The following is a 26847-nucleotide window of genomic DNA, read 5'->3' on the forward strand; positions in this document are numbered from 1 at the left end:
CCATAAGTTATCCAATTCTCTTCGGCTACCTTATTCTGCTTTGGCACTGGGCCTAGCGCTTTGTTCCACGCTCGCCAGTGCGCAAACGGCTTACACCTGGAACCAGGTTAAAGACAAGTTTGAAACCGCAAATCCTACGCTCAAGGCTGACGCCCTGAACGTGCAGGAGATGAAGGCACAGGAAATCACGGCCTTCCTTCGTCCGAATCCTGGATTCACGCTGTCTACCGACGGAACCCAGATCGCCCGCTATCAGGGCGTATGGAAGCCCATTGCGGGCACGCAGATCTCCCCTGCCTTTAGCTACCTGCATGAACGCGAGCATAAACGTGAACTGCGTCTTGAGAGCGCAAAGCAGGGTACGCAGATCGCGACCTCGCTCCATTCCGATCTGGAGCGCAATCTTATCTTCACGCTGCGGACGGCATTTATCCAGACACTGCAGGCAAAGGCCACGGTCGATCTTTCGCAAAAGGAACTCGACTACTACGATCACATTATTGAGATCAGCCGCGCTCGATTCAAAAGCGGTGACCTGGCCCAGATCGATCTCGACAGAATTGAGCTGCAACGCGTTCAATATGAATCCGATCTACAGACGGCTGAGATCAACCTGCGCACGGCGAAGATTCAGCTGCTTCAGTTGCTGAATGACCGGACTCCCATCGACCAGTTCGATGTTCAGGGGCCGTTCACCTTCACGGATCAACTGGATACGCTGGATTCGTTCCGTCAGACCGCTCTCGATACACGGCCCGACCTGCAGGCGGCGCTTCAATCTGCGCAGCAGGCTGTTACGAATCACAAGCTTGCTGTGTCGAATGGGTCGACCGATCCAACACTCAGCGGCTGGTATACCTACAACCCGTCCTTCAATAATCAATATGCGCATCAGACGATCGGCGCCAGCATTAACATTCCGCTGCGCATCTTCGATCGCAATCAAGGCGAAAAGCAGCGCACGCTGATCGATATCGATCGCAACCAGCAGGTGACCGAGGCCATGCGCGCGCAGGTCTTCGCCGATGTCGATTCCGCATACGCGCAGGTCAACAGCAGCCTTGTCCTGCTGCGCCCTTATAAAGCGAGGTACCTGGATCAGGCTGTGCGCGTCCGCGAGACGGTGACCTATGCCTATCAGCGTGGAGGAGCTTCTCTGATGGACTTCCTGAATGCACAGAGCGACTACCGCAACGTGCAACTGGCCTATCTGCAATTGATCGGTTCTTATCTGTCTGCGGCGAGCCAACTGAACCTGGCCGTGGGACGCGAGGTAATTCAATGACAACAAACAAGTCCCTGCTCAAGAGCGCCGGTTATCTCGCTGTATGCCTGTCATTGACAGCATGCGAAAAGAAGTTCAATCCATCCGATGGCGCGCCGCCCACCACGCAGGTCGTGCAGACCGGTGACATGAGTCTTGTCACCGTTGATAAACCGGAGCAGTTTCCGCTCGTTACGGCGGAACAGGTTGATGCCATCTCGGAGTTGAAGGTTACCGGCACCGTCAATCCTGACATCGCGCGTGAGGTACCAGTCATCTCTCTCGCCAGCGGCCGGGTTGTCGACATCAAGGCGCGCCTTGGAGACAGCGTGAAGAAAGGTCAATTGCTGCTGCGCGTTCAAAGTCCCGACAGCACAAACGCCTTCGACACCTATCTGAAGGCCGTCAACGACGAGCGCCTCTCGAATAAAGCCTATGTTCGCGCCAAGGACCTCTACGATCACGGCGCTATTCCGCTCAGCGCGCTTGAACAGGCTGAAGACGCTGAGAAGGACATGCAGGCGGATCTCACTGCAGCCGAAGAACAGCTCAAAACCCTCGGTGTCGACAAGAACCATCCCAGCAGCGTTGTCCCTGTTTATTCGCCCATTTCTGGCGTCATCATCAGCCAGAATGTCACCAACGCCGCTGCGGCCGGTATGACTTTTTCCGGTTCATCGACGGCGTTTACGATCGCCGATCTGTCCTCTGTATGGATCATCTGCGACGTCTACGAGAACGACCTTTCGAAGATTGCGCTGGGACAAACTGCGTCGATCAAGGTGAATGCCTATCCGGACAAGATACTGACCGGCCGCATCTCCGACATCGGCCCGGTTCTCGACCCGAATATCCGCACAGCGAAAGTACGTGTGGAAGTCCGCAACCCCGGTCTCCTCAAAGTCGGTATGTTCGTCACCGCGACCTTCCAGGGCAAGACGAAGGAGATGCACGCTGTTGTGCCAGCCTCCGCAGTGCTGCACCTGCATGATCGCGACTGGGTCTTTGTTCCCGCGGGAGAGAAGAAGTTCAAGCGTGTTGAGGTTCATGGCGGCAACATGCTTCCTGGCAACAAGCAGGAAGTTCTCTCCGGCATCAACGCCAACCAGCAGGTTGTCTCCAACGTCCTCCAACTGGAAGCCACGCTGGAGGCGCAATGATCCGTGCGCTTGTCGACTTCGCGCTGCGAAGCCGCTTCCTTATTCTTGCGATGGCAATCCTGCTTTTTGGCTGGGGAGCCCTCTCGTTTCATAACCTGCCTGTCGAAGCCTACCCCGACGTAGCGAATAACTACGTCAACATCATCACGCAGTGGCCGGGCCACTCTGCCGAAGACATTGAGCAACAGGTCACGGTTCCTACCGAGATTCAGATGGCGGGAATCCCTCACCTGCAACACCTGCGCTCTACCACGCTCGCTGGCCTCTCGAGCATCATGCTGATCTTCGACGACGAATCGGAGAACAACTGGAACCGCGAGCATGTCGTCGAGCGCATGGGCCAGGTCTCTCTTCCGGCAGGCCTTGTTCCTCAGCTAGGCACAGACTGGAGCCCGGTAGGACAGATCTTCTTCTACACGATCGAGAGCAAGAACCCAGAAATCGACGTGATGGAGATTAAGGCGCTCGAAGACTGGACGCTGGAAAAGCAGTTCAAGCAGGTCCAGGGTGTCGTCGACGTCACCAGTCTCGGCGGTGAGACCCGTGAATATCAAATTCGCCTGGATCCCGACAAGCTCATAGCCTACGGCCTCAGCGTTGGACAGATCGAACAACAACTCGCCAACAACAACACCAATGCCGGTGGAAGCTATATCGTCGCCGGTACCCAGCAGATCAATGTGCAGGCCGTCGGCCTCTTTGCCAATGTACAGCAGATTGAGAACACGCTGATCAAAACGCAGGCCGGCACTGCGCTGCACGTAAAAGACATCGCCGTCGTCGAGCAAGGCCCCAGGATTCGCCTCGGACAGAACGGCAGGACGATCCGCCGAGTCGACGGCAAACTTATCGACAATCCCAACGTCGTCGAAGGCATTGTGCTGCTGCAAAAGGGTGCGGACGCCGACCCGACACTGCAAGGAATCGAAGCCAAGGTCAAGGAGATCAACGACCACATCCTCCCCAAAGGGGTGCAGATCAAGCCCTTCCTCGATCGCAGCGATCTCATCCACTTCACCACGCACACGGTAATGCACAATCTGACCGAGGGACTGATCCTGGTCGTTGTCATCCTCTTCCTGTTTCTGGGCAACGTACGCGGCGCCCTCATCGTCGCGTTGACGATTCCCTTCTCGCTCCTCTTCGCCTCGATCTGCCTCGACCTGCGGCACATTCCCGCAAACCTGCTTTCGCTGGGCGCACTGGACTTCGGCATGGTCGTCGACGGCGCCGTCGTCATGGTGGAAAACATCGTTCGCCACCTCAACCGCAGCGGCAATGAGATTCAGACTCCTGCAGAAAAGATTCGCGACGCCGCACATGAGGTCCAGCGGCCCGTCTTCTTCGCTATCGCCATCATCATCACTGCCTACCTGCCCATCTTCACGCTGCAGGCCGTCGAAGGCCGTCTCTTTAAACCGATGGCGTGGACCGTAGCCTTCGCTCTGCTGGGCGCGCTGCTCTTCTCCGTCGTCATCGCTCCCGTGCTCGCCAGCTTCCTGTTCCGCATGGGCGCAACGGAGTGGGAGAACCCGATACTGCACTTCGTCACCGTCCAATACCGCAAGGGAGTAACGTGGTCGATTGAACATCGCTGGTTCGCCATCGGCGGCGCATTACTTGCCTTCGCGATGACACTCTATCTCTCTCTCGGTGGCGTCATCGGCTCCGAGTTCCTCCCCCATCTCGACGAAGGCGCCATCTGGGTACGCGGCACGCTCGCTCCCAGCACCGGCCCCGATGAGAGTGTTGCTATCGCCAATCGAGCGCGCGTCATCCTCGCCAGCTTCCCGGAAGTGATCCAAGCCACCAGTCAGGCTGGACGCGCCGATGACGGTACCGATACCACAGGCTTCTTCAACACCGAATACTTCGTCGGCTTGAAGCCGAAAGAAGACTGGCGGCCCGTCTTTCACGAAAACAAGGAAGACCTCATCGCCTCGATGAGCCAGCAGCTCGAACAGATCCCCGGCGTCATCTGGAACTTTTCTCAGCCCATCTCCGATAACGTCGAGGAGGCCGTCAGCGGCGTCAAGGGCGAGTTGTCCGTCAAAATCTATGGAGACGATCTGAGGGTGCTTGAAGAAAAAGGCAACCAGGTCGTCGGCATCATGAGCAAGATTCAGGGCGTTCGAGATCTTGGCCTCTTCCGCGTCATCGGGCAGCCGAACCTGACCTTTACCGTCGATCGCCAGGCCGCCGCCCGCTTCGGCATCAACGTCTCCGACATCCAGGACGCCATCCAGACCGCAGTCGGAGGAACCGCCGTTAGCCAGGTCCTGCGCGGAGAGGCCCGCTATGACCTCGTACTGCGCTATCAGAAGCAGTATCGCGACACCCGCGAAGCCATTGAGAACGTGCGTCTGCTGTCACCTTCTGGCGAGCGTGTCTCTCTGGCACAGCTCACCAAGGTGGAAGCAATCGATGGCGCAGAGGCCATCTATCGCGAAGGGCAGCAGCGTTACGTCGCTGTCAAATATAGCGTCCGTGGACGCGACCTCGGAAGCACCGTCGAAGAGGCCATCGACAAAGTCAACAAGCAGCTCAAGCTGCCCAAGGGCTATCACGTCGAATGGGCCGGTGAGTACGAGAGCCAGAAGCGCGCCAACAAACGCCTTATGATCGTGCTGCCGATCACGATCCTCATCATCTTCTTCATCCTCTACATGATGTTCAAGTCCTTCAAGTGGGCCATGCTCATCCTCGCTAACGTCGTGATGGCCCCCATCGGTGGACTGCTCGCGCTGCTGCTTACGGGAACGCACTTCAGCGTCTCCTCGGGCGTAGGGTTTCTTGCACTCTTCGGCGTCTCTGTCCAGACCGGTGTCATCATGCTGGAGTACATTAATCAGCTCCGTGCGCGCGGCAACACCATCGAAGAATCTGCGATCGAAGGTGCCGTCCTGCGGCTTCGTCCCATCATGATGACCATGCTCGTCGCCACATTGGGCCTGCTGCCTGCAGCTATGTCGCGCGGCATCGGTTCAGACTCGCAACGTCCTTTCGCCATCGTCATTGTTGGCGGCCTGATCGCTGCACTGGTCATCAGCGTCTTCCTCATGCCTACCCTGTACGTCTGGATCGCGCGCGAAAAGGATGTCCTGCCTGTACCTGAGACGGAGTTCATGAATTAGACGGTCGCAGGCATACCGGATCGGCCCATGCGGTGCACATAAAAGGGAGCCTGAATGGCTCCCTTTTATGTCTTACAAAAGCAATGTTCGTTTAGAAGTTGAATGCCAAACCAGCCTGAAGCGTGCGCGGCGTCTGTGCCAGGAATAATGTCCTTCCGTCCTTCGACAGTACCGGACGATAGCCTTGCTCCAGCAGGTTTGTCATATCTACGGTCGCCTCCAGGCCAGCAGGTAACAGCGATCCGCAACGAATCGGCTGCCGGATAAAGAAGCTCAAATAAGCCTGATCGCTGAACGCGGCAAACGGATTTACCGGTGTCACCAGTGCTTCCGGCTGCCAGCGATAGGACGCCCGTACCTGAGTGCCGCTATGGATCACTCTTCCCTTCACCGCAACCGTCACCGATTGCGCCGCCTTCGGCTTCAGCTCTGTGCTCACCTGCTGCAGATTCATGGGCCGTTTGCCCTCAGGAGCTGCCATGGCCGAACCTGTACTGTACTCCACCGCAACCCACAGTCCCGGCGTGATCGGCTCCGTCATCAGCAGATTGATTCCCTGCGACGACAGCCCCGATCCCAGCACGCGGAAGGTGTCCGTCGTCGTGTCCGCAAGCAGACCAACGGCCTTCGGCCCCTGCGCTGCGGCAAGATCAGCAGCAGACATCTGTCCACTTCCCGACAACATCACCTTACCCAGGTTGTCCTTATAGAAGGCTGCCTGCACGATGCCGCGCCCGGCCTTCCGGTTGATCACGAACTCCTGATGCAGTCCGCGCTCCATCTGCATGCGTCCCTCGGTCATCACACCAACCGGAAGCTCCAGCTCCACCGAGTCCAGGCCCTCGAACGATTGCAGGTCACGCGAGGTCGCCATGCGATAGCCAACGTTCCAATTTGACGTCGGGTGCGCCGTAATCCGCAGGAACGGCCGTGACGACATCGCATAGCCCGCTCCGTGGACAACGTATACCGTGCCGCCAAGCTCCAGGTCGACCGCGTCGCCCAGCTCCGTCTTCTGCGCCGAAGCCATCTCCACCGCATCGTAGCCAACCGCGCCACCGGCGCTCATCATCTCCGGATGCGATTGATAGCTCATTACCATGCGACCGGCACCGGCAAATCCGAGCTTGCGCTGATAGCCCGCCGACATCGACGTCGAAGGTGCCCGCAGATACGGCCCCGTGGCCGCGCCTACATCGGCACGCAGGCGCACATCCGAACCGTCGGGCAGCGATCGGTCCATCTGGAAGACGTTATGAATGCCTCCTGCCCCGAAGCCACCGTCGCCCGAAGTCACAGATGCCCGCGCTTTATCCGGCATACGCGTGTGCTCCGCAGCGCTCGACGACACCATCACCATGTCGCCGTTTTCATCGAAGACCCGCAGGATGGGCCGATTCGCCGATGAGCGCATCGTCCATTTCCAGTCGTCAGCTGGCTCGTCCGCCTTGCGCCGCTCTGCCGGGAGCCATGATGCCGCATCGAAGATCGCGTTCATGGTCAGATTCACCACCGCGCGTGCGCCTGGACGCAGCTGCAGGTTCCCCTTCAACGTGGGCACAAACAACGCCGCGGAGGCACGGACCTCATATTTTCCGGGAATCAGGTTCGCGATCAGGTAATGACCATGCAGGTCCGTAAACGCAGTCCCTACCAGGGACGAATTCGCGTTCAACACCTGTACCAGCGCCCCCATCTGCACGACGCCCTGCGAATCGCGCACCACTCCCGAGACGGCTGCGGGCGTTGCTGCCCAGCCGGGAATGGTGGCTATGAATAGCCCCAAGATCGCGATCTTCACCTGGTTTCGCTGCACAATAAAGGCACCTGGGCGTCGACGGCTGCTCCTAATAAAAACGCGTCCGCAAAAATAAAGGACTCGCGTCGAGAGGTCGCGCCGGAGGCCAGTTTCGCAAGTCGTATCCGCGTAACTGTACCGCCTTCTGGCCAGCACTCCTGAAGTTCACTCCACAAAAACAATACGTCAAACGATCAATCAACAACAAATGGTGCAGATTCTGCGATCTGCTGTTTGGTGATCCCATCATCAACCTTGATGGTGATCTGATACTTGCCCGGCTCCAGGCTGGAAAGCGGCATCGACCGCTCCAGCGTCACCTGGTCCGCATTCGGATTCGTCTTCGACGTCAGCTCCTGCGTTTGCAGAAGCGTCTGGTTGTTCGCCAGATTCGTCACCTGGTATTCGATCGTGGCATCGTTCTTCTTGCTCTTTTCATCGATACCGAGGTTATACACCTGCATCCAGAAGTTCAACATCTGGTTCCTGTGGAAGGTAACCGGCTGTGATCCGCCGGAGGACACCCGAGGGCGAATCCTCGTATTTCCAATGACAAAGTTTCCGGCACCGATATCCTTCGACGGTACTCGCTCCATCTGGTCGGCCAGAATCAGCGACGAGGCGGCCAAACGGTCGTCGTCATACTTCGGAACGTTTACGCTGCGCTGCCAGCGTCCGATGTGATCCGGATTATTCACGTCTTTGATCACGATATCGACCTTGTACAGGCCGGGACGCAACGGGATCGACTTCCAGTACACCGAAGCGTTGTTCTGCGTACGCGCCAGCAGGTCGCTCGGCACCTCGACCTTGACCGTATCTTCGAAGGTCTGGATCGGCCTGTGGCTCAGGTTCGACACCCGGCCAAGAATGTTGACGGTCCCTGTCGCCACGCCATCTTTGTTCTGGAAGGTGATGTCCTTATTGCGAATCTGCAGGGTCACCGGAACCAGCACAGTGTCGTTCGTCACCTTCACATAGTCTGTGCGCACATCAAACAGAAATGGGGGGCCGCTCAGGATCTTCGAGCTCACCATGTAGCTCTCCAGGTCCTTGAACTTGATCTCCGGCGCCGCCATCAGCTTGGCATAGGTGTTCAGGCGATCGAACTGCTTCGACTGATTCATCGTCGACATCGGGCCGGTGCCCAACTGCTCCAGGCCGCCTCCTGTGAAGCGGTCCTTCTTGTCCGCCTGCCCCATCTGCTCGTACATCGTCGCGCCGGCTCCAGGCACGTACTTCAGGGCGTCCTTCTCCGAGCGGTCGATCGTCATGTGGTAGTCGCCGCACATGCAGGTATCGACAAACTCGATGTCGATGTTGTCGCCGATTCCCTGCAGATAGCGATAATGCCATGTCTCGAAGGGATATGTGGAGGTATTGCCGCCACCCTCTTCCATCGGACGCTCGTAGTTACCGCCGCTCGGGTGCGATTCGATCGAGTCCGGCTTGCCATAGGCAATGTAGATGTGACCGCGGTCCGTCTTCCATCCGGGCTTCCCTGCGGCAAAGTGCTCGTTGGCATACGCGATACGGCGATAGTGCTCGTCGCGGAACTCGTTGTCCGGTGAATCCGGGTTCGGATTGCGGCGCAGCCAGAAGTTCTCGATGAAGGTATCGCGCTCTTCATCGTTGGCCAGGTGCTTGAAGGCCTGCATCTCCTGGTCGGTGATGATCCAGCGAACGTCCTCATCCAGCCATTTCTTGTAGACGCCCTTCAACTCCTGCCGCAGGGCCTTCTGCTGAGCGAGCTTCTCTTTGTCGCTCGGCTGACGCTTTAACGGATCAGGCTTCTCTTCGACCGGCTTGGTCTGGGTCACCCCGTCCGGCGCGCTCGACTGCGCCTGAATCGTCCTGCCGCCGTAGATTGCAAGCGAGAGGAATGCTGTGCCTAGAACAAGATACCGTGCCGTGGTCATGGTGCTGAGAACGCTCCTGATGCAACGTATATTGTAGTGCCAGTTACAGTCAGGTTACAAGGGTGGAAACATCGTTGAAGGCCCTGATATCATTCCGCCACAAACCTATAGTCAGATAGACGTTAGCTCTACCGTTTCGGCTCACGTAAAAACCGCCCGGGCGTATAACCTTCAGACAACACACCGGAACCGGCACAAAGATTTTTTCGTACTCCTTTTCTATGGCAGCGCATCGAGACGCGCCAGAAAATTTATCCGAGAAGAGACCCGCGCAAGAGACGCTCACATGACCACAAAAAAAATTGTCCTGATTGCAGTTGCTGTCCTTGTCCTCGCAGGCATCGTCATCGGCAGTATCCTCCATAGCCAGGGCTCCGTCACCCCCGTAGCCACCGGCAAGGTCGTCCGTCAGGACCTCGTCGCCGTCGTCAGCGGAACCGGCCAGATCAAGCCGAAGACCTACGTCAATGTGGGCGCCACCGCCTTCGGACGCATCACGCACCTGTATGTCAAGGAAGGCGACCATGTAAAGGCCGGCCAGCTCGTCGCTACCGTCGAGAGCGAACAGCCAGCTTCCGCCGTCCAGGCCCAGAATGCGACTATCGCGGCCTCGAAGACCGATGTACAGTCCTACACCGCGGCCGAACGCACCGCCGAAGCCAATGTCGAGCAGGCCAAAGCCGACCTCGAACAGAAGAAGTTTGACTTCGAGCGTGCTCAGGGGCTCTACAACGAGAAACTCATCGCCAAGCAGGATTACGATGCCAAAAAAGCAGCCTATGACGTTTCCATGGCGACTCTCCAGCAACGTGTCGCGGCTGTAGCCCAGGCTAAGGCGCAAACCGAATCCGCACGCGGGCATGTCGAGCAGGCCGTCGCCACATTGCGCGGCAATAACTACTCCCTGGGACTCACGCAGAGCCGCGCTCCATTCAATGCTCTCGTCACCAATGTCCCCGTACGCGAAGGGGAAACCGTCGTCGTCGGCATTCAGAACGCCGAGGGTTCCACGCTCATGACCCTTGCCGATATGAGCGTTATCACTGCGGAAGTGAAGGTGGACGAGACCGACATCGTCAACGTCCAGCTCAACCAACCGGTCGACGTCACTGTTGATGCCCTGCCCGGCCGTGTCTTCAAAGGACACGTAACCGAAGTAGGCGATCAGGCGCTCCTGCGCACCACCGGCCTTGCCACCAGCCAGTCCACGACCGGCACCGAAGAGGCTAAGGACTTCAAGGTCGTCGTGACCCTGGATCAGCCGTCCGACGATCTCAAACCCGGCCTCTCAGCGACTGCCAAGATCACGACGGCACACCAGAAAGACGTCATGACGATCCCTATCCAGGCGCTCGTTCAGCGTGATCCGGCTAAAGAAAAGGCCTTCGCTGCCAGCAACGGCAAGACTCCAGGTGCAGGGGCAGTTGCCACGGCAGGAGCCACGCCGGTCTCGAAGCCGCAGACGGTTCAGGGTGTCTACATCCTGCAGAATGAGAAGAAGAAGCTACGCGCCGTCTTTGTCCCCGTCACCACCGGGGTTACCGGGGCCACGGAGATCGAGGTCACCAGCGGCCTCAAGCCCGGAGACGAGATAGTCACCGGACGCTACAAGATACTTCGCTCTCTAAAGAGCGGTACTTTAGTCAAACGAGACAATACACCGGAGTCCGAGGCCGACAAGTCGTCCTGATCGCGAGCCTCGGACCCCTGCAAACCGGCCCTGTTCTCCCTGTTCCTACTCGGCTCCCGACGGAACCGTTGCCCACTTTCGGACGTACTAACCCGAAAACGTACTATTCTAGAACCGAAATACCGGAGAACCGGATGTCTTCCGAGATCGCAGTCGAGACCACCCCTACAGTCAGCAACGCCGACGGCCCACGCCCCGGCGACGTCATCGTCACCGACAATCTCTGGAAGACCTACGAGATGGGCGACCAGGAAGTCCACGCCCTGCGCGGTGTCAATCTCCGTATCCGCCACAACGAGTACGTCGCCATCATGGGTCCTTCCGGCTCAGGAAAATCCACGCTGATGAACCTCATCGGCTGCCTTGACTCTCCTTCGCAGGGCAAGTACTGGCTCAACGGCCACGACGTCTCCGAGCTCAACGACGACGAGCTCGCCCGCATCCGCAATAAAGAGATCGGCTTCGTCTTCCAGACATTCAATCTGCTCGCTCGCGCCACGGCGCTGCACAACGTCGAGCTCCCCCTCATTTACAACGGCACGCCCGCCTCCGAGCGCGAGGAGCGCGCCAAAGCTGCCCTCGAGAGCGTCAACCTCGGCACCCGCATGCTGCACAAGCCCAACGAGCTCTCTGGCGGCCAGCGCCAGCGCGTCGCCATCGCACGTGCCCTCATCAATAACCCCTCCATCATCCTCGCCGACGAGCCTACTGGTAACCTCGATTCCAAGACCGGCGACGAGATCATGGCCCTCTTCGACGAGCTCCATTCCAAGGGCAACACCATTGTCCTCGTCACCCACGAACCCGATATCGCCGAATACGCCCACCGGGTCGTCACCATTCGCGACGGAGTCATCGCCAGCGATCAGGTATCGGGTCGTATCCGTAACCAATAGAGCACCTTAGCCCTAGGTCATCTGCCGCATCCACTTCCTCGCCTGAAGACGTCTAAGATGGAATGATGGCAATGCTCTCCGGTCGCTTTCGCGCCGCCGCTGCTGCTCTATCTGCTGTTCTTTTGCTCGCCTCTGCTTCGGCACAGGGCCCGGCCCGGTTTGACCTCGCCGGCCCACGCGTTGACGTGCGCGTCACCCGCGACAGTAAGACCCTGCCTATTGCTTCTGTCCCCAATCTTCAGCCCGGAGACAAGCTCTGGCTCTTCGCCGATCTTCCGCGCACTCAGTCTGTCCACTACCTCCTTGTCGCCGTCTTCCTTCGCGGAACCACCAATCCTCCGCCGGACAACTGGTTCACGAAGATCGAGACCTGGAACAAAAAAGTTCGTGAAGAGGGCGTCACCATTACCGTCCCCGACGAGGCCCAGCAGGCTCTCCTCTTTCTCGCACCCGAGACCGGCGGCGACTTCTCCACCCTGCGCTCCGCCGTCCGCGGACGCCCCGGCATCTTCGTCCGCGCCTCGCAGGATCTCACCGAGGCCGGCTTCGAACAGGCACGCATCGAAAAGTACCTCGCCTCTATCCGCCAGGCACCTCCCGGCGACTCTAAGGCGCTGCTTGAGCACTCCAACCTGCTCGCCCGCACCCTCAATCTTCGTCCCAACCAGGACTGCTTTAACCGGCCCGTCGACCAGCAGTACACCTGCCTCACCCAGACCGGGACCCAGACGCTGCTCGACGACGGACACGGACAGACCGTCGTCTCCATGCTTTCCAACGGCGATACCTCCGCTTTCATCGGAGCCGCTGCCAGCACGTCCGTCATGGGTGGCGGCCTTTACAGCGCCTATGTCGGAGCTGTCGTCGATCTCGTCCGCCTGATGGGCAATCTCCACACTGCCCAGTACCAGTACATCCCGGCCATCGCGTTTCCCGAGGCCGAGCAGCTTAATCTGCGCCTCAACACCGCGCCCTCCTTCCACAATCCAAAGTCTGTGATTGTCATCGGACTCCCCTCTATTCAGAAGGCTGTGCCGCCTCCATTGCGTGCCGCCAATGCCCGCCACATCACCTGCCTGCTGGAGCCGCAGGTCGTTCTCCCCGTCGAAGGCGCACCACTTGTTTTCTCCACCGGCTTCGCTCATGATCTTTACCTCCACATCAACGGAGATGGGAATCACGCAGACATCCCGCTCGTAGCCGATGCCTTCAAGGGTGGACTCGTCGTCGCCTCAGCCCAAGAGCGCAAACCTCTCTTCGCTCCTGAGTTCACCAAGACCTCCGACACGAAAAACACGCAGGCTTCCACGCCGAAGCTCCCCACCGACCCCACTGCGCCTCACACCCCGGTTACCGGAACCGTCGTCGGCTATTGGGGCTTCGATCCCTTCACCGGCCCCACGCTGCCGCTGCAGGATACCCCCGGCACGGACTGGAAACTCGCCACGGACGCCGTCCTCATTGCCGGACGCGACAACCATCTCGATCTCACCTCTACCGGCACTGCCTGCATCCATACCATCACCTTCGATCCCGCCGTCGGCCGCCGTTACGATGTGCAATGGAAGCAGTCGGACAAACCCAACACGGTTGACGTCACCCTCTCGCTCAAATCGATCGATCCCGGCTCCATCCATCTCGACGTACATCAGTACGGTGATGCCCAGGTAGCCGCCGTCACCACACAGACCTTCTCCGAGCCCGCACAGCTCACCGGCCTCTCCTTCCATGCAGGAGACACCGCCGCCACGCTCTCCGGCTCCAGCCTTGATCAGGTTCGCCAGGTCACCGTCAACGGCCTTGTCTTCACACCATCCGGCTCGCCTACCTCTGCCCCGCACAGCGATAAGGGCACGCATAACGACAATGCGCAGAACCTCCTGCTCTCTCTTCCGGCCTCCAGCCAGGCCCCAAAGTTCAAGCCCGACGACAAACTCACTGCACACGTCTCCCTGCGCGATGGACGTGATTTCAATCTCCCCTTCACCGTATCGACACCACGGCCTGTCATCTCCCTTATCAGCAAAACCATTCCCCCGGTGCAGGGATCGCCCATTCGTCTGGCCAGCTCCGACGACCTGCCGATCAATCAGCAGATCACCTTCTCGCTGCGCTCGAAAGCTCCATTCCCCCGCAATGCGCAGATTGAGATTGCCGACGACGATGAGAGCCTGCGCACGACCCTCAGCGTCACCGCCGGGACTCTCGTTCTGCAAAATGCCCATACGCTGCTAGCCACCTTCGATCCGCTCAAGACCTTCGGCACCTCCGCTTACGGCCCCATCCGGCTACGCGCCGTCGCACCGGACGGCACACCGGGCGACTGGATCCCACTGGCCACCCTCGTCCGTCTGCCCACGCTCGACAGCCTCCACTGCCCTGCCGATACGGCGGCAGCCTGCACGCTCTCCGGCTCCAGTCTCTACCTCGTCGACGCACTTTCCACCACCCAGGACTTTGCTGCCCCGATCGAGGTCCCCGAAGGCTTCGTCGGCAACACGCTCACCCTTCCTCGCCCCCCGAAGAGCGGCTTCTACCTCCGGCTGCGTGACGAACCCGCTTCGGCCAACAACGTCACCATGCCCATCCAGCGGATCGGACCACCTGCCCCATCCGCCAGCAGCACAGCCGCTGGCGCAGCAAACAGCACACCGAATAGCTCTGCCGGCAGCTCGAATACAACCAGCACTCCAGCGAGCATACCCTCCACGCCGACCACGCCAGCGCAGGAGCCACCAGCTCCCGCAGCTTCAACTCCTGCTCAGCCAACCACGCCACCACAGCCTCAGGCTCATTAGGGCTCTCTTTCGATGTTGCGTCGCACGCAAAAAGCCCTGACCGAATGGTCAGGGCTTTTCAATCATCACGTTTCCCTCAATCGCGAGTGCAGGCCTATCCCTTCACCCCAACTGACTTCTGCAATCGAGCCCGCACTTTGCTGTGCTTCACGCTGTAGGTGAAGTACACCACCAGTCCGATCGCCAGCCACACAATCAACCGTGCCCAGTTCAGCCAGCCCAGCTTGATCATCAGGTAGCCGTTCGCCACAATGCCCATGATCGGCACAAACGGAACCAGCGGTGTCCGGAACGGACGTGCGCGGTCCGGGTCAGTTTTGCGCAGCACCATGATCGAGATGCAGACGATTACGAAGGCAAGCAACGTTCCGATGTTCACCATCTTGCCGATATCGTCGATCGGAGTCACTGAACCGACCACACCTGCAAGGATGCCCACCAGGAACGTGTTCTTGAACGGCGTGCGGAACCGGGGATGGACCTCCGCGAAAAACTTCTTCGGCAGCAGGCCATCGGAGGCCATCGCATACAGCACGCGTGTCTGCCCCAGCAACATCACCAGCATCACACTCGTCAGTCCGGCCAGCGCGCCAACCACGATGATGTCCGACGCCCAGGTCAGCTCGCGGTCGAGGAACGCCCTCGCCAGCGGGGCCTCAATATTCACCGACTGCCACGGCACCATGCCCGTCAGCACAGCCGCAACACCGATGTAGAGCAGCGTGCAGATCAACAGCGACAGAATCATGCCTATCGGCAGATCGCGCTGAGGATTCTTCGCCTCCTGCGCTGTCGTCGAAACAGCATCGAAGCCGATATACGCGAAGAAGATATACGCAGCCGCTGCTCCAATGCCGCTGAATCCGAATGGGGCGAACTCATGCCAATTTGAGCCCCAGTTGCCGGGATGCACATACTTCGCCCCCAGGCCGATGACGAACAGCACCACAACAACCTTCACCACCACAATGGTGGCGTTGAACTTTGCGGACTCCTTGATGCCGATTGCCAATACCGTCGTGATGATGATCGCAATAATCAACGCCGGAAGGTTGATGCCGATCTCATGCCCAAACAACACCGGTGCGCCCAATACCTGGTGTGCGCGTGCCGTCATCTCTGCGGTTGGCGCGGCGATCAGGTTGCTCATCTGCTTGATGTAGTCCTGAGACCCTGGCACGAGCGACGAAAAATTCGAGGCCATCATCTCGCGCGCTACCTCTTCCGTCGCCTTTCGCAGTCCGGTCCAATGATCGTAGGCCAGCCACAGAGGAAACTTCAGGTGGAAGACATTCAGCAGCTCAACAAAGTTGTTTGACCAGCCTGAGCTTACGGTACTGGCGCCCATCGCATACTCGAGCGTCAGATCCCAGCCGATGATCCACGCGATCAACTCGCCCAGCGTTGCATAGGCGTAGGTGTATGCCGAACCCGCCAGTGGAATCATCGCAGCAAACTCCGCATAGCAGAGCCCGGCAAATCCGCATCCCAGTCCGCTCAGAATAAACGACAGCATCAGGCCGGGGCCGGCATAGTGCGCACCCAGACCCGCCATGACAAAGATGCCTGCACCGATCACGGCGCCCACGCCCAGCGCCGTCAGCTGGAAGGGACCTAGCGCACGCTCCAGCGTGTGCTCGCCTTCGGCATGGGCCTCGGCCATCAGCGCATCCATTGGTTTTCTTGCAAACAACATCGACATCGTTTTTCCAGCCTCTCCTAAAATTTCCGCGTTACGTCCTGGTTATCTCCGGATCGGCGTCCTGGCCAACCGCAATATCCTGACGCCTCCACACCAGATACACCGGAACACCGAGCAGAACAAGGATCAGCCCCGGCCATGTGTATTGAGGTTTGTAACGCAATAGTACAAGACAAATCCACGTCGCCATGACGATATACAGCCCCGGCAGAATCGGATAGCCAAAGGCCCGGTAAGGCCGCGCAGCATCCGGCCTGGTCCGACGCAGCACAAACAGGCCAATGATCGTCAGAATATAGAAAACAAGCACGGCAAAGATCACATAATCCAGCAGTTGCCCGTAGCTGCCCGAAATGCATAACAGGCAGGTCCATGCCCACTGCACCCAAAGCGAGTTCACCGGCGTCTTCGACCGCTCGCTCAGTTTGCCTACCGATTTGAAAAACAATCCATCGCGGCTCATCGCGTAATAAACGCGCGCACCCGCAAGCAGCATCCCATTCACACAGCCAAAGGTTGAGATCAGAATGGCCGCAGCCATCAACCTCGCGCCATTTCCCGTGAAGGCGCGCTCCATGACAGCCGTTGCGACACGGTCTTCCTGCGCAAACTGGATTCCCCGCTCCACGATCGTCATTGCATGCGGATCGCCTGCCAGAGGGAGCACGCTGAGATAAACAAAATTGCAGAGCACATACAGCAGCAGCACCACGCTCGTACCAATCGCCAGCGACAACGGCAGATTGCGCTTCGGATTGCGAATCTCTCCCGCCGTAAACGTCACATTGTTCCAGGCATCCGAACTAAACAGCGAACCAACCTGCACGATCGCAACAATCGTCAGGAGTCCCACATACTCCGTGCCGCCAATCTGCGAAGCGTGCAATGTGCTCCAGCCCGCTCCAGCCCAGAAGTTCTTCCATCCCTCACCGAAGTTCGCAGCAATCGCCACCGGATCACGCACGACGACACCGACCAGCACCATAGCCACCAGTGCCAGAACCTTGGCCGAGGTAAATACGTTCTGAACAGCTGCCCCCATCTTCACGCCGAACGTATTCAGCAGCGTCAGCAGCGTAATGATGATGATGGCGGTAAGGTTCGCCGTATTCAGGCCGATGTCCATAGTGCCCAGCACCATCGGCCCGACATGCCATGCCGGAACCCGCCCGATATGCCACAGCCAATGACTGCCGCTGACCGACGGAAAGAAGACTCCCAGAAACTTGCCGAACGCCACGCCGACCGCAGCCACCGTTCCAGTCTGGATGACGAGAAACAGCGTCCATCCATACAAAAATCCCCAAAGCGGCCCCAGCGACTCGCGAAGATAGACATACTGGCCGCCTGCCTTCGGCATCATCGCAGCCAGTTCGCCATAGCTTAGCGCGCCGATGATCGTCATCACTGCAGTGACCAGCCATGCTGCGATCAACAGTGCGGGTGAGTTGAGCGTCCGCGACATCTCCGCCGAAACGATAAAGATGCCCGATCCAATCATCGAGCCCATCACAATCGCCGTCGCCGAATAAAGCCCCATCCCCTGCACAAACTGCGGCGCAGCGGAGCCCGCTCTCTGCTCTTCCGAAATCTTCACGTTGCAGTCTTTTCTACCCCAAACACCACCTGCATGTCTCTCACGATCTGCATCCAGGCTCGAGGCAGGTTCCTCCTATACGCTCTCCGCGGCGGGCATCGCCTCAAGGAACCGCTTCACCATATCGCCGGGCGTCGAGCCCTCCCTGAGCAGAGCCCCGATCACGGCAACCGAGTCCGCTCCGGCCTCGATCACGCTCCGTGCATTCTCCGGAGTGATCCCGCCAATCGCCACCAGAGGACGCTTCGTCAACGCCCGCGCACGCCGGACGCCCTCAAGTCCCACGACCGGCTCCGCATCCATCTTGGTCGACGTCGCAAAGACCGGGCCGATGGCGATATAGTCTGCGCGGGCAATATCCGCCGCAACCACCTGCTGATCGTTGTGCGTCGAGCACCCGACAATCGCCTCTGCGGAAAGCACGATGCGCGCATAACCGACTGCCGCGTCATGTTGCCCCACGTGCACGGCATCCCAGTCCGATAACATCGCCAGCACCGGATCGTCGTTCATAATCAGCGAGCAATCCACCCCACGAAAGACGTCCGCAATCATCCGTGCATTGCGTAGAATCTGCTCTTCGTTACCGCGCTTGTCGCGATACTGCAGCAGCGTTACGCCCGCATCGCGCAGCTCCGCGACAAAGGTTCCCATCTCGATGCCGCGCTCTTCCAGCATCTCCGCATCCACAATCGGATAGAGTCGCGGCAGCCTCAAGACACGCGATGATAGTCGACCGCGAAGAGCTTGTCCCACGTTGTCCCCTTATTACTTGTCGAAAAGAGCGTCCATGTGTAGTGGTCCGCATCCACTCGATGCACCCTGGTCTGGAAGTGTAGCTCCACACCGTTATTCAGCGTCATACGAAAGTCAAAGAGCGGGTCGCCTGCTTCCTTCGTATCGACCGTTCCGCGTATCGACTCACCATCGGGCGTCACGTACCAGAATGCAATCGCCTTCAGCGCCGGGTCATACGCAAACATCCCCTGATACATCGGCTTACCATCGAAGCTCGTCTCGATCGACATCGTCCGTCCATCAAGCTGCGGCGTAAACCGCGTAAAAATCTTCGATGGATTCTGCGCACCCGGCTGCTTTGCCTCCGCAGCCCAGCTTCCCGCCATCCACGCAATCGGCGCCAGAGGCGACACGGCTTCCGCGGCCTGCGGCACTTGCGGTGATGCAGGCGTCTGCGCCGTAAGCGTCAGTGTCGCAACACTCACAACCGTTACCCCGATCAGCCGCCTTATCACTTGCCGCATGGTGAAGATGCTACGCGTCTTTCTGCCGCTCGAGGAACCGCTCCATAAATTTCGTGTCGAACTTGCCCGCACGAAACTCTTCATCGGCGAAGATCTTCTGATGCAGCGGAATCGTCGTATGAATTCCCTGCACCACGAACTGGCTCAGCGCACGCTGCATCCGGTTCATCGCTTCTTCGCGGTCCTTGCCGTGGCAGATCAGCTTCGCGATCATCGAGTCGTAATACGGCGGCACCACGCCCTCGGCATACTGGGCCGTATCCACGCGAACACCGTTGCCTCCCGGCACATTGAACGCCGTAATCTTGCCTGCACTCGGCGTGAACTTCTCCGGATGCTCGGCATTGATACGGCACTCGATCGCGTGGCCGCGAATCTCAACCGGCCCCGGCACAATCGAATTCAACTTCTCGCCTGCAGCGATGCGAAGCTGCGCCTTCACCAGATCAATGCCGGTGACCATCTCGGTCACGCAGTGCTCTACCTGAATGCGCGTGTTCATCTCGATGAAGTAGATCTTGCCGTCCTCGTCCATCAGGAACTCGATCGTCCCGGCGTTCCAGTAGCCGATGTTTTCGAGCGACTTCTTGATCGTCTTGCCCAGTTCCTCACGCAGCTTCGGCGTTATCTGCAGGCTTGGAGCTTCTTCAATCAGCTTCTGGTGGCGACGCTGGATGGAACACTCGCGCTCTCCCAGCGACATCACGTTACCGTGCTCGTCGGCCAGCACCTGAAACTCGATATGTCGCGGTCGCTCGATAAACTTCTCCATGTACAGATCGCCGTTGCCAAAAGCCGCAGCCGCCTCCGTCGAAGCCTGGTTGTAGAGCCCAGGAAGCTCCTCGGCATTCCGGCAGATACGCATACCGCGGCCGCCGCCGCCAGCAACTGCCTTCAGAATGACTGGATAGCCAACGCTCTTGGCCCACTCGAGCGCCTCACCCTCACTGGCGATCACGCCATCCGAACCCGGCAGAATCGGCACCTTGGCCTTCTTCATCGTCTGCCGCGCCGTGGACTTCTCGCCCATCATGCGAGTCACCTCGGGCGGAGGCCCAATAAACTTGATGTTCGAAGCCCGGCACACCTCGGCAAAGTTTGCGTTCTCGCTCAACAGGCCGTAACCGGGATGGATCGCATCGACATCTGTAATCTCCGCGGCCGAGATCACGGCAGGAACATTCAGATAGCTCTCCGACGAACGCGGAGGCCCGATGCAGATCGCTTCATCGGCAAACTTCACATGCAGCGAGTTTCTGTCGGCCTCGCTATATACAGCAACCGTGCGGATGCCCATCTCCTTGCATGCGCTGATCACGCGCAGTGCGATCTCCCCACGATTTGCAATCAATACCTTACGAAACATAGATGCAGGCGCCTTCCGAATCTCTTCGCTGACGAATCGTTTTCTGAGTAACACGTTTACCGCGGCCGAATTGCAAACAACGGCTGGCCATACTCCACCGGCTGGCCCGTGACGCCAATACGCTTCACGACCTCACCGGCAACGTCGGACTCAATCTCGTTCATCAGCTTCATCGCTTCGACGATGCAAAGCACCTGGCCTACCTCGACCTGGTCACCTACCTGCACGAATGCAGGAGCGCCCGGTGCCGGGGACTCGTAGAACGTACCGACGATCGGCGACTTCACCTCATGCAGCTTCTCCTCCGCAGCAGCCGGAGCCGCCGCCTGTGCAGCATGCGCTGCAACCGCTGGGACAACAGCGGCTGCAGGAGCCGAAGCCATCAGCTGCCGCAGTTGCCCCAGGTCGAGTCCGCCCGCTGCGGCAGCAGGTTCACCCGCAAACTTGATCCTGACCTTCAGGTCAGCCTGTTCCATGTCGAACTCGGCGATCTCATTCGCCTTCAGGAATTCGACCAGTTCGCGCAGCTCTTGCATCTTTGTTCCGTCCATCATCTCTCCTGTGCCTCTTGCGGCACTCTATCCCTACAACTCGATCCAGGCCTTCACGCTCGGCGTCAGCACCTCGCCGCCCGCCGGCGTCACCAGAACCATATCCTCGATCCGCAAACCGAACCGGCCCGGTATATATACCCCCGGCTCGATCGTGATCACCATCCCCGCCTTCAATGGCTGAGTCTGCTTCGCAGCCAGCCGCGGGCCTTCATGAATCTCCAATCCAACTCCGTGCCCCGTCGAGTGGGTAAAAAACGTATCCAACCCCGCCCGTCGCAGCACACTTCGCGCTGCCTCATCGACTTCGCCTGCAGTCACTCCCGGCGCAACCGCGGCTACTGCCGCCACCTGCGCTTCCAGAACCGCATGATACACGTCCTGCTCTCCGTTCACCGCGCGTCCGAGATGTACTGTGCGGGTCATGTCGCTCATGTAGCCGTCCAGCACCACGCCGAAGTCCATCGTAACGAAACCGCGCTTTGGCAATTTCGCCAGGCTGGCCCGGCCATGGGGTAAAGCGCTACGTTCACCACTGGCCACAATCGTCTCAAACGACATGGCTTCTGCTCCAGCCAGACGAGCGCGATACTCCAGCTCGGCAGCAACCTCCATCTCCTTCAACCCCGGACGCAGGTACTCCAGCATCCCGTCGAAGAGCTGGCCGCCAAGCGAAGCTGTCTTCCTGATCTTGCTGATTTCGTCGACGTCCTTCACCTCGCGCAGACGCGCAACCACCGGCTCCGACGCCACAAACATCCCCCGGCGCACCTTCGTCGGAACCGCCTTGTGCATGCTTTCAAGTGCGGCAACCGTCGTATGCAACGCATCGAAGCCGCACCGTTTCACCGACTTCTCCACCAGCCACTCGCAGGCTGCGGCGACGACAGGCTTATTCGCAATCACCACGCGGGTGCCTACGGCCTCGGCCTTTGCCTGGGCTGTGTAACGGCCATCGGTAAACAGGACTGCGGTGCCTCCCGCCATGGCCAGGGCGGCATTCGACCCTGTAAAACCGCAGAGATAACGCACATCCGGCAGATGAGTGATCAATATCCCATCCAGTCCGGCGGCCTTAGTCGCCGCAGCCGTCCTTCTCTTCCGTGCTCCGAAGTTCATCCCTTTGATTCTACTCAATCAAGCGGCTTCGCGTAGAGGGCAGGATCAACCCAGGAACCGTTATCATGAACTATGTCTCTTCCCCAGAGCGGCTCCTCGTCGCCCAGGCTAACTCGACGCTCGTTTATCGTTGGTTCCGGCGTCACGGCGGCTGGCCTTGCACTCTACTCCGGCGTGATTGCCCGCCACGCTATCCAGCAGGTCGACACCACGATCCACATCGCCAACCTGCCGTCTGCCTTTCATGGTTTCCGCATCGTTCAGCTTTCCGACATCCATCTCGATGAGTTCACCGAGCCCCTCTTCCTCGAGCACGTCGTCCACCGCATCAATGCGCTCCAGCCCGATCTCGTCCTCGTGACCGGCGACTTCATCACCCGCGGATCGCTCACCTTTATCTCCGACACCCATGCGGCCCACCGCTGCGCCGAGATTCTCAGCACCCTCAAAGCCCCGCAGACATATACCATCCTCGGCAATCACGATGTCGCGGTCTCCTCCACCCTCGTCACCAGCGCACTCAATTCCTTCAAAATTCCCGTGCTGATCAACCGGGCGGTTCCCATCGAACGTGCTGGCTCGCGCATCTGGCTTTGCGGCACCGACGACGCCGGTGGCGGCCACCCCGACCTGGACCTCACGCTACCCCAGCAGCCCGATGGTCCCGTCATCCTGATGGTTCACGAGCCGGACTACGCCGACACGGTAATCCAGCATCCTCGCGGCAAGCTCGTCGATCTCATGCTCTCCGGCCACTCACACGGCGGCCAGATCCGCATCCCCTTCTATGGCCCGCTTATTCTTCCCCCGCTGGGCCAGAAGTATGTTCAGGGACACTTCCGCTTCGGGGCCATGCAGCTCTACGTCAATCGCGGTATCGGTGCCGTCGGCCTGCCCTTCCGCTTCGACTGTCCGCCGGAGATCACGGTGCACACCCTGCAGCCGGCCTAACAAACGCTCTACCGTGCCTTCCTCTTGAAGCAATCGGGAGCATGATCGTCAACCACACCAGTCGCCTGTAGCCAGGCATAGACGATCACCGGCCCAACGAACTTGAATCCGCGTTTCTTAAGCGCCTTCGACATCTCTTCGGAGAGAGGCGTTTTTGCCGGAACCTGTCCGGTCCTGTTGATAATCGGCTTACCGCCTGCCATCTTCCAGACAAACTGCGCCAGGTCTTCTCCCTCCTGCTGCATCTTCAGATAAGCTTTCGCGCCGCCGATGGCTGCTTCGATCTTCGCGCGCGATCGAATGATCTCCGGATTCTGGAGCAGGCGTTCCACGTCGCGCTCGGTCATCCGCGAAACCTTCACTGGGTCGAAGTTGTGAAATACCTTGCGAAACGCATCGCGCTTGCGCAGGATCGTGATCCACGAGAGCCCGGCCTGGAATCCCTCAAGCATCAGCATCTCCCACAGAGCGCGGCTGTCATGCTGCGGCACACCCCACTCCTCATCGTGGTAAGCGCGGTATAAAGGATCGCTTCCCGCCCAGCTGCAACGAACTTTTTCTTTCATGGTGTATTCGATTCTCGGTTAACGGCAAATGCTTCGAAAAAGAATCACGGCTGAAAAGCCTATGTTTCCGTAGGCCCATCAAGAAGAACTACGGTTATCTTTCAGTCTGCGGCCAAGCCGGGTAAACGGCTCTTCCACCGCAACGCAAAACAGGTAAGCCCCCACAAGAGCCGTCACGGAGTAAAGCGGCAACAGCATCGAAGCACTCAGTGCGAACCGTTTTTGCAGTGTGAAGGCCAGCGTTAGCAGTACGGGAATATGAATCAGATAGAGGCTGTACGAGATTCTTCCCAGAAAGACGGGCACGGCAGAACGAAAGATCGTATTCACCCGTACAGAAAACAACACGGTGACGATCAGCCCCAGTGCCCCCAGCGCCGTGCCCCAATCGCTCACTCCGATCAGCAGCTTCGTATGCGGCCCCAATAAAGCATTCGCCGCCAGCGCCGTGAAGTTATAGACGACAAACGACACCAGCACCAGCGCCCAGCGCGTGCCTTTCCCCTGCCCCAGATACCACTCTCCAATACTCGAAAGATTCCGCGCAACCAGAATCCCCAGAATGAAGAAGGCAATATAGTGCACCGTCATCGCAAGACTCATCGGAGCAATCGGAGTGATCCATGCCATGAAGAATCGCATAATCGTCATCGACACAAGCGTGCACCCCGCCGCCAACGCCAGAGCACCCCGATTCGAGAGCCTGCTGACGGCAACATACAGCAGCGGAAAAATGATCGAGATTCGCATCTCGTGCACCAGCGACCAGAAGACAGGATTCAGCTGGCCGAAATCGTAATCACCGAGAAACAGGATGTGCTGGACGACCAGCCTGCGGCTCACCGGCTCCGACCAGCAACAATCCCTCAGCGCGCTATGGTCGATATGCCCATGCCAGATGCTCGCTCCCATCACCGTCAGCGCAAGAGCAACAAGATACGGACCATAGATTCTCGTGATCCGTCGCCCGATAAACACACCGTAGCTCTGTCCCCGGCCGTAAGACAGAGCCAGCACGATGCCGCTGAGCACAAAGAACAGGCGTACCGCCTCAGGCCCTGCGTAAAGCGGATACATCGCTTTCAACGCGGTACTGCGCCATCCCGTCGGCAGGCCAAACCCCAGCCAGCCTAAAAAGAAGTGATAGAACGCTACGGCAACTGCAGCCAACCCACGTATCGAGTCCAACTCGTGCAGCCTGCGGCCCGACTGTGCCGTCGAAACCACGGCCTGTTCAACCGCAACGCCTTCCCCTGTCATCGCTTCGGACTCCATATCGCATATCCATAGGTATCCGGGCTGGCCGGAACCCTGATCGTGTAGTGGCTCCTTACATACTCGCAAAGCGGCGTATAAGCATTCTCTGTATGCCGCACCTTCCAGCGAAAGGGATAAAAGAACAACACGCTGATGAACGTCTTCTGGGCCTCAAAGTCGAAGTAGCATCCCTGTTCCGCAGACAGAACCAGTTCACGGTCTCCATGCCGCTTCAACTCTTCAATCTTCTCCTCAATCTGCTCCGGATCGAACGCATTCACCGTTCCATCAAAGTACCCTTCGTCGATATAAGCGCGGTTTTGGCTCTCGGCATACCCAAACGGAGCTTCCACAATCCCCTCCGCATAAGGCACACGCCACGGCTGAGACTTCGTTGCGTCCTTCCGGCTCATCAGTTCCAGCTCTGCCCGCTTGGTATCGGCAACACCCCGCCCATAGCGCCCCAGCATCTTGCGGTAATACGTATCCTCAAGCTGCGCACCCCGACGACCTCCATCTCGCACCATGAGGGCAAGCGTGCTTCTAAAGAGCTGCCCTGCATACCCCAGTAAAAATGTCGCAGAGCAGATGACCGCCACCACGATAAAGACGGAACACCACAATCGCCACCGCACCGGCGTAGATGCTGCCCAAAGCGAAGCAACAATCAGAAACACAGTGCCGTTGAAGATGATATGGCCCGGATCACAGTGCCCCAACGCCGACGGCAGAAACGTAAACGCCACCGCAAGCATGCAGCTCGTGTTCGTATACCTTCCCTCTCTCCACACAAACACCAGATAACTGCTGCACAGGAACACCGCAAAGAACAACATCAGAATGTGCAGCGCCGGAACGATGGGGAAGTTGATGCCTCCATGACTGAATGTCCGCATCGTATAAAAGACCTGCATCCGCCCCGCCTGCCAGAAGACAGCGCATAGAACTGCCAGCGCCACACCATACGGCGTCACCCACGACCAGCTCCGCGTCCGCGCATAATACGCAATCAAAAACGCATAGATGCCAACGGCAAATCCCACCCCCAGCTCAGGAGAAAGTAGAAGCAGCGCGATCGTCGACGCACACACAGCAGCGGCGCCGGCAATCTCTCCCTGAGGACGCCGGATCAATCGGTACACCCACAACGCCAGCGCCGGGCCGGCAAAAAATCGTAGTCCCGCGTAATTGATCCCCGTCGTCACTTCCCCCATCAGCAGAAGCGGAAAGAGCAGCAGGAAGATCGCACTTCGATGCCGCCCGGGATAATCGATGCCATCGACGATCACCCGCAGCAGCCATACCCCCGCAAGAACATTCATCAGCCAGAACAGGTAGTACGCATTGACCACCGTCAGCCCCAGCAGCTTGGAGAGCAGCAGCGGCCCATAGAGAAAGGCCGCGCCATAAGCAAACTCGAAGTCCCGGTAAGGCCGCTGCCCTTGTGCCGCAAGCCCCAGCCTGTCGAGCAGGTAGACCGATTCGCCATACGAACCCGACCTTGCCGTCAGCACATACATCGCAACGCACAGTAGCGCTGCAACCAGCATCGAGCCCCAGAACACACCGCGCCCTACCCGGTCCGAAACCCCGACAACAGAAAATCGACACCGCGCAGCCCAGGCCAGCAGCCCGGTACAGAACGCGAAGATGACGAGAAGGAGAATTCCGACCCGGTTGTTGTAGCCGAAAATGTACGAATCCGAGATCTCATACCGGTTCGCGAACTGCGTCGGAGCATAGAAGATCATCGCCAGAGCGGCGCAGACGTAAAGCGGCAGGAGTTTCCTGGCGAGAACAGCGCTTCTTGTCATGTA

Annotated in this window: 19 protein-coding genes; 7 read left to right on the plus strand and 12 right to left on the minus strand. The window is 58.8% G+C overall.

From position 1 onward, the window contains the following. The first annotated feature begins 40 nt into the window (after positions 1-40). From KFE13_RS02360 to KFE13_RS02370, 3 genes are read left to right on the plus strand one after another with little or no spacing between them, the layout of a single operon-like run. The gene (locus tag KFE13_RS02360) at positions 41-1285 is read left to right on the plus strand and encodes a TolC family protein (RefSeq protein WP_260705527.1); all 1245 of its coding nucleotides are present in this window, start codon (positions 41-43) and stop codon (positions 1283-1285) included. Continuing rightward, the gene (locus tag KFE13_RS02365) at positions 1282-2424 is read left to right on the plus strand and encodes an efflux RND transporter periplasmic adaptor subunit (protein WP_260705528.1); all 1143 of its coding nucleotides are present in this window, start codon (positions 1282-1284) and stop codon (positions 2422-2424) included. Before KFE13_RS02360 ends, KFE13_RS02365 begins: the two co-directional genes overlap by 4 nt. Beyond that, positions 2421-5558, plus strand: a complete 3138-nt coding sequence (locus KFE13_RS02370; RefSeq protein WP_260705529.1) for an efflux RND transporter permease subunit — start codon at positions 2421-2423, stop codon at positions 5556-5558. The genes KFE13_RS02365 and KFE13_RS02370 overlap by 4 nt, the downstream gene beginning before the upstream one ends. A 91-nt stretch (positions 5559-5649) precedes the next feature. On the opposite strand, the gene KFE13_RS02375 is transcribed toward KFE13_RS02370, so the two are convergent. Beyond that, entirely contained in the window at positions 5650-7359 is a 1710-nt protein-coding gene (locus KFE13_RS02375) for a carboxypeptidase-like regulatory domain-containing protein (RefSeq protein ID WP_260705530.1), read from the minus strand. Positions 7360-7550: 191 nt separating this feature from the next. Beyond that, positions 7551-9275, minus strand: coding sequence for a GWxTD domain-containing protein (locus KFE13_RS02380; RefSeq protein WP_260705532.1), 1725 nt, complete (start codon positions 9273-9275; stop codon positions 7551-7553). A 286-nt stretch (positions 9276-9561) separates the two neighbouring features. Between KFE13_RS02380 and KFE13_RS02385 the strand changes: the two genes are divergently transcribed. The 3 genes from KFE13_RS02385 (at position 9562) to KFE13_RS02395 (ending at position 14659) form a co-directional block, all read left to right on the plus strand. After that, complete coding sequence (locus KFE13_RS02385) at positions 9562-10965, plus strand: efflux RND transporter periplasmic adaptor subunit (protein WP_260705533.1); 1404 nt, start codon at positions 9562-9564, stop codon at positions 10963-10965. 134 nt (positions 10966-11099) lie between these two features. Beyond that, a complete protein-coding gene (locus tag KFE13_RS02390) occupies positions 11100-11861 on the plus strand; it encodes an ABC transporter ATP-binding protein (protein ID WP_313900672.1) in 762 nt (253 codons plus the stop codon). A gap of 62 nt (positions 11862-11923) precedes the next feature. Then, complete coding sequence (locus tag KFE13_RS02395; protein WP_260705534.1) at positions 11924-14659, plus strand: hypothetical protein; 2736 nt, start codon at positions 11924-11926, stop codon at positions 14657-14659. Between the two features lie 94 nt (positions 14660-14753). Here the strand turns inward: KFE13_RS02395 and KFE13_RS02400 are convergent, their stop codons facing one another. From KFE13_RS02400 to KFE13_RS02430, 7 genes are all read right to left on the minus strand, one after another. Continuing rightward, a complete protein-coding gene (locus tag KFE13_RS02400) occupies positions 14754-16361 on the minus strand; it encodes an amino acid permease (protein ID WP_260705535.1) in 1608 nt (535 codons plus the stop codon). A gap of 31 nt (positions 16362-16392) precedes the next feature. Continuing rightward, positions 16393-17901 (minus strand): APC family permease, encoded by a 1509-nt coding sequence (locus KFE13_RS02405; RefSeq protein WP_260706888.1) that lies wholly within the window; start codon positions 17899-17901, stop codon positions 16393-16395. A gap of 132 nt (positions 17902-18033) precedes the next feature. Then, on the minus strand, positions 18034-18714 hold the full coding sequence (gene thiE / locus KFE13_RS02410) for a thiamine phosphate synthase (RefSeq protein WP_260705536.1): 681 nt from the start codon (positions 18712-18714) through the stop codon (positions 18034-18036). Next, a complete protein-coding gene (locus tag KFE13_RS02415; protein WP_260705537.1) occupies positions 18672-19220 on the minus strand; it encodes a hypothetical protein in 549 nt (182 codons plus the stop codon). The genes thiE and KFE13_RS02415 overlap by 43 nt, the downstream gene beginning before the upstream one ends. A gap of 10 nt (positions 19221-19230) precedes the next feature. Continuing rightward, positions 19231-20586, minus strand: coding sequence for an acetyl-CoA carboxylase biotin carboxylase subunit (gene accC, locus KFE13_RS02420; protein WP_260705539.1), 1356 nt, complete (start codon positions 20584-20586; stop codon positions 19231-19233). A gap of 56 nt (positions 20587-20642) precedes the next feature. After that, positions 20643-21137, minus strand: coding sequence for an acetyl-CoA carboxylase biotin carboxyl carrier protein (accB, locus tag KFE13_RS02425; protein ID WP_260706889.1), 495 nt, complete (start codon positions 21135-21137; stop codon positions 20643-20645). Positions 21138-21170: 33 nt separating this feature from the next. Next, positions 21171-22256 carry a M24 family metallopeptidase gene (locus KFE13_RS02430; RefSeq protein WP_260705541.1) on the minus strand — a complete coding sequence of 362 codons (1086 nt, stop codon included), beginning with the start codon at positions 22254-22256 and terminating at the stop codon, positions 21171-21173. 72 nt (positions 22257-22328) lie between these two features. On the opposite strand from KFE13_RS02430, the gene KFE13_RS02435 reads away from it, so the two are divergent. Continuing rightward, the gene (locus KFE13_RS02435; protein ID WP_260705542.1) at positions 22329-23207 is read left to right on the plus strand and encodes a metallophosphoesterase; all 879 of its coding nucleotides are present in this window, start codon (positions 22329-22331) and stop codon (positions 23205-23207) included. 8 nt (positions 23208-23215) lie between these two features. Here KFE13_RS02435 and KFE13_RS02440 read toward each other — a convergent pair whose 3' ends face one another. The 3 genes from KFE13_RS02440 to KFE13_RS02450 all read right to left on the minus strand — a co-directional run bounded on the left by KFE13_RS02440 (position 23216) and on the right by KFE13_RS02450 (position 26844). Continuing rightward, the gene (locus KFE13_RS02440; protein ID WP_260705543.1) at positions 23216-23773 is read right to left on the minus strand and encodes a DNA-3-methyladenine glycosylase I; all 558 of its coding nucleotides are present in this window, start codon (positions 23771-23773) and stop codon (positions 23216-23218) included. Between the two features lie 78 nt (positions 23774-23851). Then, positions 23852-25048 (minus strand): acyltransferase family protein, encoded by a 1197-nt coding sequence (locus KFE13_RS02445; protein ID WP_260705544.1) that lies wholly within the window; start codon positions 25046-25048, stop codon positions 23852-23854. Next, positions 25030-26844 (minus strand): hypothetical protein, encoded by a 1815-nt coding sequence (locus KFE13_RS02450; RefSeq protein ID WP_260705545.1) that lies wholly within the window; start codon positions 26842-26844, stop codon positions 25030-25032. The genes KFE13_RS02445 and KFE13_RS02450 overlap by 19 nt, the downstream gene beginning before the upstream one ends. Between the last annotated feature and the right edge of the window lie 3 nt (positions 26845-26847).

Source organism: Edaphobacter flagellatus (assembly GCF_025264665.1).
GTDB lineage: Bacteria > Acidobacteriota > Terriglobia > Terriglobales > Acidobacteriaceae > Edaphobacter > Edaphobacter flagellatus.